A 13,869-nucleotide genomic window follows, 5' to 3' on the forward strand; every position below is an offset into this window, starting at 1 on the left:
AAGGAGCTTGCGAATGGCACGGAAAGAATTGTCTGTCGGTGAGCTTTCGCTCCGCAGCGGGTTACCGATCTCCACGCTCCATTTCTATGAACGCAAGGGGCTGATCGCCTCCGAAAGGACTTCGGCCAATCATCGGGTCTACCGACGTGAAATCCTAAGGCGCGTGACGGTCATCAAGGTAGCGCAGAGCGCAGGCATTCCGCTCGCGGAGATCTCCGAAGCGCTCTCGTCGCTACCACGCGACGCGCCACCTGACATCCTTGACTGGGAGCGCATCGCAGAAAACTGGCATGAGAATCTAACGCGGCGGATCGAGCTTCTCACCGCACTTCGCGACAAGATGGCGATGTGCATAGGTTGCGGATGCCTAAGCGTGAAACGCTGCCCGCTGGTCAACGCGAACGATCATCTGGCGAAAGACGGCCCCGGTGCCCGACTACTTTAGGAAAGCGAAGACTGCTACCTTGCTTTCAACGGCGGTCAGTTCCTGCTGCAAAAGTTCGCCATGGGGAAGTTCACCATGGGATCGGAACTACACCCTCCCCGCCTTCCTCCGTGCCTCCCCTTCCCTTCCATCGTCCCGCGCGTCTATAGTCAGGCATATCCAACATTCAGTGGTGATTGATGCCTGCCTCCAAGCCCCAAGACCGCGCGCCGGCCAAGGCCACCCGCACCCGCGTTCCGCAATTCGTGAAGAACGTCCGGGGGGTGAAGAACTGGAAGGAAGCGGGCGGCTGGCTTGAATGGCGCGGCATCGAGGACATCGAGTGCATCACGCCCGATCAGGCCGGTGTCGCGCGCGGCAAGATGATGCCGTCGAAGAAATTCACGTCGAACACCTCGCTCGCTTTGCCTTCCGCCGTCTTTATGACGACGATTTCGGGCTCATATCCCGAGGACGGCAACGGCTTTTCCTATCCGGAAGATGATGGCGACCTGAAACTCCTGCCGGACCTTTCCACGCTTTCGGTCGTGCCATGGGAAAGCGATCCGACCGCGCAGGTGATCTGCGATCTCGTGCATCAGGACGGGCGCATGGTGGAGTTCACACCGCGCAACCTCCTGCGCAAGGTGGTGGACGCCTATGCGCGCCATGGGCTGAAGCCTGTCGTCGCGCCGGAAATCGAATTCTACCTCGTGCGCAAGAACCCGGACCCGGACTATCCGCTCGTCCCGCCCATCGGCCGCTCGGGCCGCGCCATCGCTGGCGGACAGGGCTACTCGATTGCTGGCGTCAACGAGTTCGACGAACTGATCGACGACATCTATCATTTCTCCGAAGTTCAGGGCCTCGAGATCGACACGCTGATCCATGAGGAGGGCGCGGGCCAGCTCGAGATCAATCTGCGCCATGGCGACCCGATCGAGCTTGCCGACCAGGTGTTTCTCTTCAAGCGTACGATCCGCGAGGCGGCGCTGAAGCACGACACCTATGCGACATTCATGGCAAAGCCCATCCAGGGCCAGCCCGGCTCGGCCATGCACATTCATCAGTCGATCGTCGACACCAAGACCGGCAAGAACGTCTTCACCGCCGCCGATGGCTCGGAGACCGATACCTTCGCCTATTTCATCGGCGGCCTGCAAAAGCACATCCCGAACGCGCTCGTCATGCTCGCGCCCTACGTGAATTCCTATCGCCGCCTGACGCAGGCCTCCGCCGCGCCGGTCAACACGATGTGGGGCTACGACAACCGCACGACCGCGTTTCGCGTGCCGCGCTCGGACCCTGCCGGGCGGCGCGTGGAAAATCGCATCCCTTCCTCCGACGCCAATCCCTATCTGGCGCTCGCCGCTTCGCTCGCCTGCGGCCTCATCGGCATTTTGCGCGAGACGCGCTGCGACGCGCCAACCGGATCGAGCGTCAACGAGGATGAGATCGAACTGCCGCGCGGCCTGTTGGAAGCCGTCGAGCTTTTCGAAGGCGACGATGATCTGATCGGCATTTTGGGGCAGCAGTTCGTCTCGACCTATGCGGCGATCAAGAAGGCAGAGTTCGAGACCTTCATGGAAGTGATCAGCCCGTGGGAGCGGGAGTATCTGCTGTTGAATGTGTAGGGCGAACCGCCCTTCACCATTCCCTTCCTCCCTTTGATCGAGTTTCAAGCAATGACCACCGGCGCTCCTTACCAATCCCCCATTTCTCCAGGTGTCTCGTGGTATGAGGCAAGCGTCGGTGAGCGGCCGTCCTACCCGCCGCTCGACGGCAGCGTCACCGCCGATGTCGTCATCATCGGGGGCGGGTTCACGGGGCTTTCTGCCGCGACGCATCTGGCAAAGGCGGGCGTCAGCGTCGTCCTCATCGAGCAATATCACTTCGGCGACGGGGCATCGGGGCGCAATGGCGGGCAGCTCAATACCGGCCAGCGGGCGTGGCCGGAGGACATGGAAGCCGAACTCGGCTTCACGCGTGCCAAGGCGCTGTTCGACCTTGCCGAGGAAGCCAAGGCGCATCTTCTCGACTTTTCCGCCGCCAACGGCATCGAGATCGACTACGTGCCGGGGCACATGTCGGTGGTGCACAAGAAGCGCTACCTCAAGGATTATCAGGCGCATCCGGCCATCATGGCGGAGCGCTTCGGCTATCCGCACATTTCGTGGATGGACGAAAAGGAAACCGCAGACCGGCTCGGCTCGACGCATTATTTCGGCGGCGTGCGCGATACGGGAACCGGTCACATCCATCCGATGAAGCTCGTCGTCGGCACGGCTCGCGTGGCGGCAGCTTCCGGCGCGAAGCTTTACGAAAATACGTCAGCGACAAGCATCAAAAGCGAAAACGGCAAGGTGCGCGTGACGACGGCGCGGGGCACGATCACCGCCGATAAGGCGCTGATCGCCGTCAACGCCTATGGTGGCGACCTCGAACCCAAAAGCGCCGCGCACATCATGCCGATCGGCTCGTTCATCGGCGCGACCGTGCCGCTCGGCGACGACAGCGACGTGCTCCCCGGCGGAGAAAGCGTCGACGATTCCCGCTTCGTCGTGCGCTACTTCCGCCGTTCGAAAGACGGTCGGCTTCTATTCGGCGGACGCGAAATCTATTCGACTGGCGATCCGAAGGACATCGCCGACCATATCAAGCGGCAGATCACTGAAGTCTACCCGCAATTGAAAGATGTGGAACTGACGCATCAATGGGGCGGCTATGTCGGCATTACCATGCCGCGCAGGCCCTATGTCCGCGAAGTCATGCCGAACGTCATCTCGGTTGGCGGATATTCGGGCCACGGCGTCATGCTGTCGAACTTCATGGGCAAGCTCTATGCCGAGACCGTCGCAGGCAATCGCGACCGGCTGAAACTTTTCGAGGAACTGAAAATTCCGGCCTTTCCCGGTGGGCGCGCGCTACGAGCGCCGCTCCTGTTCCTCGCGCTCAACTGGTATGCGCTGCGCGACCGGTTTTAAAACGCGAAAAGGCCGCTCCAGACGAGCGGCCTTTTCATTTTCATGCGCGAGAAAAATCAACGCGCGCCGGGATATTCCCAGGAGCGCGTCCGCGCCGCTGTTTCATCCCAGTTGGACGACTGCATCGAAGCGTTTCCATCCATACGCATCTGGCCGATGGAAGCGGTCGGCATCCGGTCCACGTTCGAAGAGCGCATAGTCTGATCGGTGTGCTCAGATGCGGCCTCCTTCACGCTTGCGCTGAAATTGCCGAGCATGATCGGCGGATCGCCAGCAAGAGCGGCACCGGACATCAACAGCGTAGCAGCGGCGGCTAGAATATAGGTTTTCATCTGAAACTCCCTTCGTGTGAAGAAACTCTTCGAACCGACTTGTGCCGGTCAAAAGGAGTCACGAAAGTTGTCCAAATAAGTTTCGCGTAACCGCCGACGGTCAATCACAAAGAATTCAGCATCTTCCGGTGAACCAAATCATCATTCGCAGCTTCGCGCGCGCCAGATGATTGTTGCTCATCCGGCCTTTTTCACGATGACGCTGCCTGCCGAATAGCCGGCACCGAACGAACAGATGACGCCGACGCTGCCGACGGGCAGATCGCTCGAATGGCGTGAAAAGGCGATGATCGATCCAGCGGAAGACGTGTTCGCGAATTCCTGCAACACGTTCGGCTGTTCTTCGCCGGTCGGCTTGCGACCCATCACTTTCGCGCCGATCAGGTCATTCATGCCCTTGTTTGCCTGGTGCAGCCAGAGGCGCGACAGTTGCGATGGCTCGATGTCCTCATCGGCAAGGTGCGACAACATCATGTCGGCGACCATCGGCACGACCTGCTTGAAGACCTTGCGCCCTTCCTGGCGGAACTGCATGTCGCGCCGATCTTCCATCTGACCCTCGCGGGTGCGGCGCAGGAAGCCGTTATTGTTGCGGATATTGTTGGAAAATTCCGTCAGGCAGCGCGTCGACAGGATTTCAAAAGCGTTGTTCGACGTCGCATCTTCCAGTCGCTGGAGAACGACCGCCGTGCAGACGTCACCGAAGATGAAATGACAGTCGCGGTCGCGCCATTCCTGATGTCCCGAGGTGATCTCGGGATTGACCATCAGGATCGCGCGGGCCGAACCGGAGCGGATCATGTCGGCCGCCGCCTGGATGCCGAAGGTCGCCGACGAGCAGGCGACATTCATGTCGAAGGCGAAGCCCTTGATGCCGAGCGCCTCCTGCACCTCGATGGCGATGGCCGGATAGGCGCGCTCGTGGTTGGAGGCCGCGCAGATCACCGCGTCGATGTCGCCAGCCGTCAATCCTGCCTCGTCCATCGCCTTTCTTGCCGCGTCGAGTGCGATCTCGGCCATGATCGAGATTTCGTCGTCGCTGCGCGCGGGAAGCCTTGGGTGCATCGTCTCCGGATCGAGAATGCCGGCCTTTTCCATCACGTAGCGCCGCTCGATCCCGGACGCCTTGACGATGAATTCCTCGCTCGACATCGCCATCGCCTCGCGCGTGCCAGCCTCGATCTCGCCAGCATGCGCCGCATTTTGAAGGCTCGCATAGTCGTTGAAGGAGGCGACCAGTTCGGCGTTGGTGATGGTTTCCGGCGGCGTGAAGATGCCGGTGCCGGTGATGGCGACCTTAAACATGGGCGTTTCCCGTTTTAACATGCGGGCGCTTTACGGCCCGTTCTTGTGCCACAGATAGGGGAAAACGTACTGTGGGGCAAAGGTCTGCGCCGGGCGCATTGCCGCCATGCCCCGAAATCAGTGGGGTGGCCAATCTAAATCGATTAGAGTATAGGTGCCGCAACGCCATGGACGAGCAGAAATGACCAGCCAGACAATTCCCGTCGAACCCTTCGACTTCATCGTTTTCGGCGGCACGGGCGACCTTGCCGAGCGCAAGCTGATCCCCGCGCTCTACCAGCGACAGAAGGCCGGCCAGTTTTCCGAACCGACGCGCATCATCGGCGCTTCGCGCTCCGAACTTGCCGACGAAGCCTTTCGCGATTTCGCCCGAAAGGCCATCGCCGATCATGTCCCGGCGGCCGATATCGACGCCAGGCAGGTCGACCAATTCCTCAAGCGCCTTTCCTACATTCACGTCGACGCGAAATCAGGTGAAGGCTTCGACAAGCTCAAGGAAGCCATCGGCGACAGCGACCGCATCCGCGCCTTTTACCTTGCCGTCGCGCCGGCCCTTTTCGGCGACATCGTCGGGCATCTTGGTGAGGCCGGCCTCGTTACCGAGACGAGCCGCGTGATCGTGGAAAAGCCGATCGGCCGCGATCTCGCCTCGGCCAAAGCGCTCAACGATGCGATCGGCCGCGTCTTCCACGAGGAGCAGATTTTCCGCATCGATCACTATCTCGGCAAGGAGACGGTGCAGAATCTGATGGCGCTGCGCTTTGCCAACGCGCTCTACGAACCGTTGTGGAATTCCGCCCATATCGACCATGTCCAGATCACCGTCGCCGAAGCGGTCGGGCTCGAGGGCCGCGTTTCCTATTATGACAAAGCAGGCGCGCTGCGCGACATGGTGCAGAACCATATGCTCCAGCTTCTCTGCCTCGTGGCGATGGAAGCGCCGGCGGCCATCGACGCCGACGCCGTGCGCGACGAAAAGCTGAAAGTGCTGCGCGCACTGAAGCGCATCAACGGCAATGAGTCGGCAAAGCATACGGTGCGCGGACAGTACAAGGCCGGCGCATCGGCCGGCGGCGCGGTAAAGGCCTATGCCGAGGAACTGGGCGAAGAAAGCGAAACGGAAACCTTCGTCGCGATCAAGGCCGAGATCGAGAACTGGCGCTGGGCGGGCGTACCGTTCTACCTGCGCACCGGAAAGAGGCTGGCCGAGCGCGTCTCGGAAATCGTCATCGAGTTCAAGCCGATCCCGCATTCCATCTTCGAGGAAAGCGCCGGAAACGTCGTCGCCAACCAGCTCGTCATCCGTCTTCAGCCTGACGAGGGCGTCAAGCAGTTCATCATGATCAAGGACCCCGGCCCGGGCGGCATGCGCCTGCGCAACGTCGCGCTGGACATGAGCTTCGCGCAGTCCTTCGACGTGCGAAACCCGGACGCCTATGAGCGGCTGATCATGGATGTGGTGCGCGGCAACCAGACGCTTTTCATGCGCCGCGACGAGGTCGAGGCCGCGTGGCGGTGGATCGATCCGATCCAGAACGCGTGGAGCGAGAACCAGCAGGGCGTTCAGGGTTATACCGCCGGCACATGGGGGCCGTCCGGCTCCATCGCGCTGATCGAACGCGACGGGCGCACCTGGCACGAGAGCATTTGACATGGCGGCAGGCAACGCACCCGACATGCGATCCTTCCCCGACCGGGACCTGCTTGCCTCGACGCTGGCGAAAAAGGTCGCGGACGGGCTGAATGCGGCAATCGCGCAACGCGGTCGCGCAACGCTGGCCGTGTCGGGCGGCACGACGCCCGCACGCTTCTTCGAATGCCTGTCCGCCATCGAACTCGACTGGAAAAACGTCATCGTGACGCTCGCCGACGAGCGCTTCGTGCCGCCGTCGTCGGACCGTTCGAACGAAAAGCTCGTGCGCGAAAACCTTCTGGTTCACAAGGCCGCCGCAGCGTCATTCGTGCCGCTTTATTCGCAGGGTGAACTCGACGATGTGGCAGCCAAGGCTGGCGAAGCCATCGCTTCTTTGCTGCCGCTCGATATCCTCGTCCTGGGCATGGGAACGGACGGGCATACCGCTTCCCTTTTTCCCGATGCCGACGACGCAGACATGCTTTTGACGCAGACGCCGGGTCCCGCCGTTCTGCCCGTCCATGCGCCGAGCGCGGGAGAGCCGCGGCTGACGCTTTCGCTCGACGCGCTCTCGAAGGCGCGTGCGACGTATCTACATATCGAGGGCGCTGAAAAACGCGCCGTTTTGGAGCGCGCGACCGAAGGCAAACTGCCCGTCGCCGCCGTTCTCGACGCGGCGAACACGCCCGTCGTCACCTATTGGGCGCCGTAAGCCGCGCCATCTTGATTGGAGCCGCCATGAGCCTGCACCAGACCGTCAACGCCGTGACGAACCGAATTCGCGAGCGCTCGCGCGAGAGCCGCGAAACCTATCTCGAACGCGTCGAGGCGCAGATTTCGCGCGGTGCACATCGTGCAGTGCTGTCCTGCGGCAATCTCGCCCACGGCTTTGCCGCCTGCGGTGTTTCGGACAAGGCGGCGCTGGCCGGCGACGTGGTGCCGAATCTCGGCATCATCACCTCCTATAACGACATGCTCTCGGCCCATCAGCCCTTCGAAACCTACCCGCAGCTCATCAAGGACGCTGCGCGTGAGGCCGGCGGCGTCGCACAGGTGGCAGGCGGCGTGCCGGCCATGTGCGATGGCGTCACGCAGGGCCAGCCGGGCATGGAACTGTCGCTCTTCTCGCGCGACGTGATCGCGATGGCGACGGCTATCGGCCTGTCGCACAACATGTTCGACGCCGCCGTCTATCTGGGCGTGTGCGACAAGATCGTGCCGGGCCTGACGATCGCGGCGCTCACCTTCGGCCATCTGCCGGCCGTCTTCATCCCCGCCGGCCCGATGACGACAGGCCTGCCGAATGACGAAAAGGCGCGCATTCGCCAACTCTATGCCGAAGGCAAGGTCGGGCGTGCCGAACTTCTGGAAGCGGAATCCAAATCCTATCACGGGCCGGGCACCTGCACCTTCTACGGCACGGCCAACACCAACCAGATGATGATGGAGATCATGGGCCTGCACACGCCCGGTTCCTCCTTCGTCAATCCCGGGACGCCCCTTCGCGATGCGCTGACGCGGGAGGCTGCAAAGCGCGCACTCAGCCTCACCGCGCTCGGTAACGAATTCACGCCAGCGGGACGCATGATCGACGAGCGCTCCATCGTCAACGGCGTCGTCGGGCTGCATGCGACGGGCGGTTCGACCAACCACACGATCCATCTGATCGCGATGGCGGCTGCCGCCGGCATCAAGCTGACATGGCAGGACATTTCAGATCTTTCCGACGTCGTGCCGCTTCTCGCACGCGTCTATCCGAACGGGCTTGCCGACGTGAACCATTTCCATGCCGCAGGCGGCCTCGGCTTCCTGATCCGCGAGTTACTCGATGCCGGCATGCTGCATGAGGATGTCCAGACCGTCTGGGGTGAAGGTCTGCGGCCCTATGCGGTGGAAGCCCGGCTTGGAGCGGACGGCGCAATCACGCGCGAACCCGCGCCTGCGACAAGCGGCGACGAGAAGGTGCTCGCGCCTTTCCCCAAGGCATTCCAGCCGACCGGCGGCCTCAAGGTCCTGCACGGCAATATCGGCCACGCTGTCATCAAGACCTCCGCCGTCAAGCCGGAACGCCGCGTCATTGAGGCGCCAGCGATCATCTTCGACGATCAGGAAGAGCTGAACGCCGCCTTCAAGGCCGGCGAACTCGACCGCGATTTCGTGGCCGTCGTGCGTTTTCAGGGGCCGAAAGCGAACGGCATGCCGGAGCTGCATCGCCTGACGACCGTGCTCGGCGTGTTGCAGGATCGCGGTCACCGGATAGCGCTCGTCACGGACGGGCGCATGTCCGGAGCATCCGGCAAGGTGCCAGCGGCGATCCATGTGACGCCCGAGGCGCTCGACGGCGGCGCGATTGGCAAATTGCGCGACGGCGATATCGTGCTCGTCGATGGCGAGACGGGCACGCTCGAAGTGCGTCTCGACAAGGCGACCCTCGACGCGCGCGACTCGGTGCTGCCGGACCTTTCGGCAAACCGCTTCGGGCTTGGGCGTGAATTGTTCGAAAATTTCCGCCAAATGGCCGGGCGGGCCGATCAGGGCGCAGCGGTCTTCTGATCTTTTTTAACGCAATCCCGGACGGAAAACCGCTTCACTTTTCCTGGGATTGCTCAGCTCTCGCATGTGCCGCGCCTTGCGGTGACAGGGCCGGCACGAAAACGCGGCGGGAGGCGCGCTGCGTGACGGGAATTCCCTGATACATCCGCTTTTGGGCTTCCACGATGAGAACGCCTGCGAAGAGCGGCCAGAGCCGCCGCCCGGTGCGCTCCATCAGCGAATAGAACCGCATCATGAAGCGGCGCTCCACGGGCGGAAAGTGCAGCGCATCCGACCAAGCGCCCGGCGTGAAATTCGCTTCGCGCAACAGCGCGGTCAACTGGCTTCGCGAAAACGGCCGTCCCGTTCCGAACGGCGTGTGCTCCATGCGCGCCCAAACGCCGCGCCGGTTCGGCACCACGAGGACAAGCCGCCCGCCGGGTGCGAGCACACGCCACATCTCGACCAGCATCTCCTTGGGATTTTCGGCATGCTCCAGCGCATGAATCAGCAGGATGCGGTCGATGGAAGAATCGTGCAGCGGCAGTTCCTCCTCGAAGACGAGCGCGGTTGTGCACGGCCCGCCGAGCGGCCACGGCACCGATCCCTGATTTGCCGGCATGAAGGCGAAGACGCGGTCGGCCCCCGTGCCGAACCGCTCCAGCCAGGGCAGCGCATAGCCAAGCCCCACCAGCCGTTCGCGCGAGAGATTCGCCCAGACCGCCGAAATGCCCATCGCGATCGACCGCTCGGCAAGCTTACCGAGGGTGGAGGCGTAAAAACTGCGCAGATCGACGATATCGTTCCTCATCGCCGGCCAGATTAATCGGCGCTGGTGACATTGCAAATGCGCAGTCCTATCGTTCCGGAAAAGCAAAAAGGATTCATCATGGGACTTCAGGTCGAGCAATTCATGTGCCGGACGGATAATTTCGGCATTCTGATCCGCGACGAGGACACCGGTGAGGTCGTGCTGATCGACGCACCGGAGGAAGGGTCGATCCTCGATGCGATCGAGCGTACCGGATGGACGCCGTCGGTCCTGTTCGTCACACATCACCATAGCGACCACGTCGAGGCCAATCTCGCGCTGAAAGACCGCTTCGGGCTGAAGATCGTCGGTCCGAAGGCAGAAGCGTCGAAAATTCCTGGCATCGACGAGACGGTCGCGGAAGGCTCCGCGCTGACTTTCGGCGGCAAGCCGGTCCGGGTCATCGAAACGCCGGGGCATACCGCAGGCCACGTCTCCTACTATTTCGAGGAGGCCGGCATCGCCTTCACGGCTGACACGCTCTTCGCGCTCGGCTGCGGGCGGCTGTTCGAAGGCGACGCGGCGACCATGCACGCCTCGCTGTCGAAGCTCGCGGCGCTGCCGGATGAAACGATCGTCTATTGCGGACACGAATACACGCTGTCGAATGCGCGTTTCGCGCTGACGGTCGATCCGCAAAACGCAGCACTCAAGGAGCGTGCCGCGAAGATCGAGGCGCTGCGGGCGGACGGCAAGCCAACGCTGCCGACGACCATAGGGCTGGAAAAGCAGACCAACCCGTTCCTGCGTCCACACGATCCGGCGATCCGCAAAACGCTCGGCATGGAAAGCGCGAGCGACGCGGCAGTGTTCGCAGAGATTCGCAAGCGCAAGGACAACGCATAGTGAATGCAGCGACGATCATCGCGACATTGGGGATGCAGCCGCATCCCGAAGGCGGCTGGTATGTCGAGACGTTCCGCGACGAAAACGGCGGCGCGCGCGGTCATTCGACAGCGATCTATTTTCTTCTCGAAGACAGCCAGCGCTCGCATTGGCACCGGGTCGCCGACGCATCGGAAGTCTGGCATTTTCACATGGGCGCGCCGCTGGAATTGTCGATCTGGAGCGAGGGCAGTGAATTACGGACCGTCCGTCTCGGCACTGATCTTGAAGCCGGCGAAATACCGCAAGGCATCGTGCCGGCTGGCTCGTGGCAGGCTGCCCGCTCGACCGGCGCGTTTACGCTGGTCGGCTGCACCGTCGCGCCGGGTTTCGAGTTCAGCTCATTCGAGCTTGCGCCGCCCGGCTGGTCGCCATGTCTAAAGCAGGATACCGAGCGCGATGAGGAGCTGCGCGGCGGCGTAGGTAATCCAGACGGCCGGGCCGGTCAGTGAGCGGCGAGGCGAATCGGCCGACAGCAAAAATCGCTCGGTCGCAAGAATCGCATCGGACGCGATGAACAACACGGCGCCCGCCATGATCGCTGGCTCGCGTGTCGTGAACGCAGCTATTCCCATCGCCACGATCGCGATCAGATAGGCAAGGACGGGCAGGCGCATCGCACCATCGAGCGCTGGCCAGAGCCGCAACAGCATGAAGCCGCCGAAGACGATAAGCGCGGCGACGGCCGCAAGCCGCCACGGCTCGCCCGTCAGGATCGCGATCCCCTCGCCGCCACCGGCGAACAGGATAACATAAGCAATGTGTGCGGCGAGAAATGCGCCGAGACCGGCAAGAAAGAAACGCTCGTCGTTTTCCTGCGCAAGCGCGAGATCGCCGAGTGCGCTGAGCGCCAGCCCGGCGGTCAGAAGCCACGGCCCGCCCTCGACGAAGCTGAGCCATGCCAGCGATGCGATAGCAGCGGTCTTGACCGCGCTGCGCCGCCATGAGACGGGATGTGCATGGGCGAAAAGATAGATCAGCGCCGCGCAGACTGAGATGATCAGCGCGCCGTTCGCTTGCGATTCGAGACCTCCGGGAAATGGCAGCATGGGTCAGACCTTCGCCGGCTTGCGTCTCGCGATCATGTTTTTCGCTGCCAGCGCCGCGCCACCCGTGATCAGCAGGCAGGCGGCGATGACGTTCGTGGTCGCTGCGGCGGTTCCCGCCACGATCAGAACCAGCGTCGACAAGAGCGGCGCGGCGTAGCTGGCCGCGCCCAGCACCTGAATGTTGCCGTGCTTGACGCCGTAGTCCCAGGTGTAGAACGCCGCGCCCACCGGCATCAGGCCGAGGCCGAGAACGGCGAGCCACTCACCAGCGCCTTGCGGCCAGACGGTCGTTTCGAGCACAAAATGGCAGGCAAAGGACAGGATCGCCGTTGCTAGGCAGAACCATGTGACGATGCTGGTCGGCACTTCGGCGAAACGGCGCGACAGGAGCGAATAGCCAGACCAGAACAGGGCGCATATGCCAGCCATCGTATAGCCGAACGCATAGGTCGGATCGAATGCCAGCCCGCCGCCGCGCGTTACGATGAGGAACGTCCCGGCAAGCCCCATCAGAGCGCCCGCGACATGGTGCCAGCCGAGCCGCTCGCCGGGCATCAGCGCGGAGCCGAGTACGATCAGGAGCGGCCACAGATAGGCGATCAGGCTTGCCTCGACGGCCAGCGCGTTGCGAAGCGCCGTGAAGTAGAAGAAGTGGTAGCCGAAGAGACCGCCGATGCCGATCAGCCAAACCACCGGCGGAACGGCGACGCGCCCCTGTGGCGGCGACACGACGCGCATGACGACACCGACGAGGGTGCCGACGGAGAATGCGAGGCCCGAAAGCAGAAATGGCGGCACGTCGCCGGACGCCGATGTGAAAAGCGCCAGAAGCGCCCACATGATGACCGCCGTAAAGCCGATTGCCGTTGCCCGCGCCATGATGCCCCTCGTTTCGACGGGCGTAGCGCGGGATCACCATGCGCGCAACCGGCGCAATGGCTACTGCTGGCGAATGTTCTGCGCCACGATCCTGACCGTGCCGATCTGCGTGCCGATGGATGCATCGACCGGTGCGTAGAACCCCGTATCGGCGAGCGGCGCGAAAGCGATGGTGATGCGCGAGCGGTCGCGCAGATAGCGCAGCGCCGAACGGCTCGGCCGATACCCCGCCACAGGCTCGAAACGCGCCGAACAGGCGACCGTGCCCTGCCGCGTCGAGCGCGCGGGCGTCAGGACGAGATTGGCGCGCATCTCGCCATCGTAAAAGGGGATCGTGCGGTTGCACACCTCATCGGCGCTGCCTGCGCGGATCAAGGTCGCGGAGATCGGATCGGCAACGGCACGAAGATGCTCGTCGCGCAAATGCACCCAGTCGCCCTGACGCGGGCGCGACGGCGGCACGTTTTCGGTCGACGTCACCTGACCGTTGGAAAAGCGGATCGCCGTGCGCTGGCGTTTTTCGTCGGAGGTATAATCCAGATCGTAACTTCTCGGCATCGTGCCGGTCTGCGAAAAGCCGCCGGATACGGTGGTCGTGCCGTTCGTTCGCTCGAAAAGGCGGGCCACGCCTGAGCTTGCAAGCGATCCGTCGATGCGGAAACGGTCGTTTTCGATCGTGCTGCGGAAACTGGCCTTGGCGATCGGAATGCCCAGCAGCGTCACGGAATAGTCGGTGCTGAACGTTTGCGTCGCATAGGCAGGCGCGGCGGACATTGTGGCGACAAGGGCGAGAACGGGCGCGATGCGCACCATCGGACAACTCCATCGGTTGCTGGCGGAACGCCCTTCCGTACCGCCAAATCAGGGGATACAACCTTTGGAGCGCGAGAATTCGGCGAATATGTGTTGCCGGCTCTTCCTCACGGCGGCTTGACCGCCAATCGAAATGCCACTATGGAACGGCAACTTTTCAATGAGGCCGCCTGAATGGACCCGCGCGCCGACGCATCTGGTGCGGAAGGGTTCTATCGGCCA

14 protein-coding genes are annotated in these 13,869 nt (G+C 62.7%); 8 read left to right on the top strand and 6 right to left on the bottom strand.

The window, feature by feature from the left end; genetic code table 11:
- Positions 1 to 13: 13 nt before the first annotated feature.
- From soxR to ACX82Z_RS17510, 3 genes are all read left to right on the top strand, one after another.
- On the top strand, positions 14 to 445 hold the full coding sequence (gene soxR / locus ACX82Z_RS17500) for a redox-sensitive transcriptional activator SoxR (protein ID WP_459590282.1): 432 nt from the start codon (positions 14 to 16) through the stop codon (positions 443 to 445).
- Between the two features lie 179 nt (positions 446 to 624).
- Entirely contained in the window at positions 625 to 2,058 is a 1,434-nt protein-coding gene (locus ACX82Z_RS17505; RefSeq protein WP_459590284.1) for a glutamine synthetase family protein, read from the top strand.
- A 51-nt stretch (positions 2,059 to 2,109) separates the two neighbouring features.
- Positions 2,110 to 3,408, top strand: a complete 1,299-nt coding sequence (locus ACX82Z_RS17510) for an NAD(P)/FAD-dependent oxidoreductase (protein ID WP_459590286.1) — start codon at positions 2,110 to 2,112, stop codon at positions 3,406 to 3,408.
- Between the two features lie 56 nt (positions 3,409 to 3,464).
- Here the strand turns inward: ACX82Z_RS17510 and ACX82Z_RS17515 are convergent, their stop codons facing one another.
- Positions 3,465 to 3,740: a hypothetical protein gene (locus tag ACX82Z_RS17515; RefSeq protein WP_459590287.1), complete on the bottom strand. Its 276-nt coding sequence runs from the start codon at positions 3,738 to 3,740 to the stop codon at positions 3,465 to 3,467.
- 177 nt (positions 3,741 to 3,917) lie between these two features.
- Complete coding sequence (locus tag ACX82Z_RS17520) at positions 3,918 to 5,045, bottom strand: beta-ketoacyl-ACP synthase III (RefSeq protein WP_459590288.1); 1,128 nt, start codon at positions 5,043 to 5,045, stop codon at positions 3,918 to 3,920.
- A gap of 181 nt (positions 5,046 to 5,226) precedes the next feature.
- Between ACX82Z_RS17520 and zwf the strand changes: the two genes are divergently transcribed.
- Genes zwf through edd form a run of 3 tightly spaced genes read left to right on the top strand, consistent with a single transcriptional unit; the run spans position 5,227 to position 9,231 of the window.
- Entirely contained in the window at positions 5,227 to 6,696 is a 1,470-nt protein-coding gene (zwf, locus tag ACX82Z_RS17525) for a glucose-6-phosphate dehydrogenase (RefSeq protein ID WP_459590289.1), read from the top strand.
- Between the two features lies 1 nt (position 6,697).
- A complete protein-coding gene (gene pgl / locus ACX82Z_RS17530) occupies positions 6,698 to 7,390 on the top strand; it encodes a 6-phosphogluconolactonase (RefSeq protein ID WP_459590291.1) in 693 nt (230 codons plus the stop codon).
- A 26-nt stretch (positions 7,391 to 7,416) separates the two neighbouring features.
- A complete protein-coding gene (edd, locus tag ACX82Z_RS17535; protein WP_459590292.1) occupies positions 7,417 to 9,231 on the top strand; it encodes a phosphogluconate dehydratase in 1,815 nt (604 codons plus the stop codon).
- A gap of 34 nt (positions 9,232 to 9,265) precedes the next feature.
- Here the strand turns inward: edd and ACX82Z_RS17540 are convergent, their stop codons facing one another.
- Positions 9,266 to 10,021, bottom strand: coding sequence for a class I SAM-dependent methyltransferase (locus ACX82Z_RS17540; RefSeq protein ID WP_459590294.1), 756 nt, complete (start codon positions 10,019 to 10,021; stop codon positions 9,266 to 9,268).
- A 78-nt stretch (positions 10,022 to 10,099) separates the two neighbouring features.
- On the opposite strand from ACX82Z_RS17540, the gene gloB reads away from it, so the two are divergent.
- Together gloB and ACX82Z_RS17550 are read left to right on the top strand one after the other, a co-directional pair.
- Positions 10,100 to 10,867: a hydroxyacylglutathione hydrolase gene (gloB, locus tag ACX82Z_RS17545; protein WP_459590295.1), complete on the top strand. Its 768-nt coding sequence runs from the start codon at positions 10,100 to 10,102 to the stop codon at positions 10,865 to 10,867.
- Complete coding sequence (locus ACX82Z_RS17550) at positions 10,867 to 11,358, top strand: cupin domain-containing protein (RefSeq protein WP_459590296.1); 492 nt, start codon at positions 10,867 to 10,869, stop codon at positions 11,356 to 11,358. The genes gloB and ACX82Z_RS17550 overlap by 1 nt, the downstream gene beginning before the upstream one ends.
- On the opposite strand, the gene ACX82Z_RS17555 is transcribed toward ACX82Z_RS17550, so the two are convergent.
- The 3 genes from ACX82Z_RS17555 to ACX82Z_RS17565 are packed head-to-tail and all read right to left on the bottom strand — an operon-like array spanning position 11,284 to position 13,647.
- Positions 11,284 to 11,955: a lysoplasmalogenase gene (locus tag ACX82Z_RS17555; RefSeq protein WP_459590297.1), complete on the bottom strand. Its 672-nt coding sequence runs from the start codon at positions 11,953 to 11,955 to the stop codon at positions 11,284 to 11,286. The genes ACX82Z_RS17550 and ACX82Z_RS17555 overlap by 75 nt on opposite strands.
- 3 nt (positions 11,956 to 11,958) lie before the next feature.
- Complete coding sequence (yddG, locus tag ACX82Z_RS17560) at positions 11,959 to 12,834, bottom strand: aromatic amino acid exporter YddG (protein ID WP_459590298.1); 876 nt, start codon at positions 12,832 to 12,834, stop codon at positions 11,959 to 11,961.
- Positions 12,835 to 12,894: 60 nt separating this feature from the next.
- Positions 12,895 to 13,647 carry a DUF3108 domain-containing protein gene (locus ACX82Z_RS17565; protein ID WP_459590300.1) on the bottom strand — a complete coding sequence of 251 codons (753 nt, stop codon included), beginning with the start codon at positions 13,645 to 13,647 and terminating at the stop codon, positions 12,895 to 12,897.
- Positions 13,648 to 13,869: the final 222 nt, after the last annotated feature.

The sequence above is a fragment of the Aliihoeflea sp. PC F10.4 genome (assembly GCF_054612275.1).

Bases quoted from the DNA above. Each gene is read 5' to 3' on its own strand.
- gloB (WP_459590295.1), top strand. From the start codon at position 10,100: ATGGGACTTCAGGTCGAGCAATTCATGTGCCGGACGGATAATTTCGGC.
- pgl (WP_459590291.1), top strand. From the start codon at position 6,698: ATGGCGGCAGGCAACGCACCCGACATGCGATCCTTCCCCGACCGGGAC.
- yddG (WP_459590298.1), bottom strand. From the start codon at position 12,834: ATGGCGCGGGCAACGGCAATCGGCTTTACGGCGGTCATCATGTGGGCG.
- edd (WP_459590292.1), top strand. From the start codon at position 7,417: ATGAGCCTGCACCAGACCGTCAACGCCGTGACGAACCGAATTCGCGAG.
- soxR (WP_459590282.1), top strand. From the start codon at position 14: ATGGCACGGAAAGAATTGTCTGTCGGTGAGCTTTCGCTCCGCAGCGGG.
- zwf (WP_459590289.1), top strand. From the start codon at position 5,227: ATGACCAGCCAGACAATTCCCGTCGAACCCTTCGACTTCATCGTTTTC.
- ACX82Z_RS17555 (WP_459590297.1), bottom strand. From the start codon at position 11,955: ATGCTGCCATTTCCCGGAGGTCTCGAATCGCAAGCGAACGGCGCGCTG.
- ACX82Z_RS17505 (WP_459590284.1), top strand. From the start codon at position 625: ATGCCTGCCTCCAAGCCCCAAGACCGCGCGCCGGCCAAGGCCACCCGC.
- ACX82Z_RS17565 (WP_459590300.1), bottom strand. From the start codon at position 13,647: ATGGTGCGCATCGCGCCCGTTCTCGCCCTTGTCGCCACAATGTCCGCC.
- ACX82Z_RS17520 (WP_459590288.1), bottom strand. From the start codon at position 5,045: ATGTTTAAGGTCGCCATCACCGGCACCGGCATCTTCACGCCGCCGGAA.
- ACX82Z_RS17510 (WP_459590286.1), top strand. From the start codon at position 2,110: ATGACCACCGGCGCTCCTTACCAATCCCCCATTTCTCCAGGTGTCTCG.
- ACX82Z_RS17515 (WP_459590287.1), bottom strand. From the start codon at position 3,740: ATGAAAACCTATATTCTAGCCGCCGCTGCTACGCTGTTGATGTCCGGT.
- ACX82Z_RS17540 (WP_459590294.1), bottom strand. From the start codon at position 10,021: ATGAGGAACGATATCGTCGATCTGCGCAGTTTTTACGCCTCCACCCTC.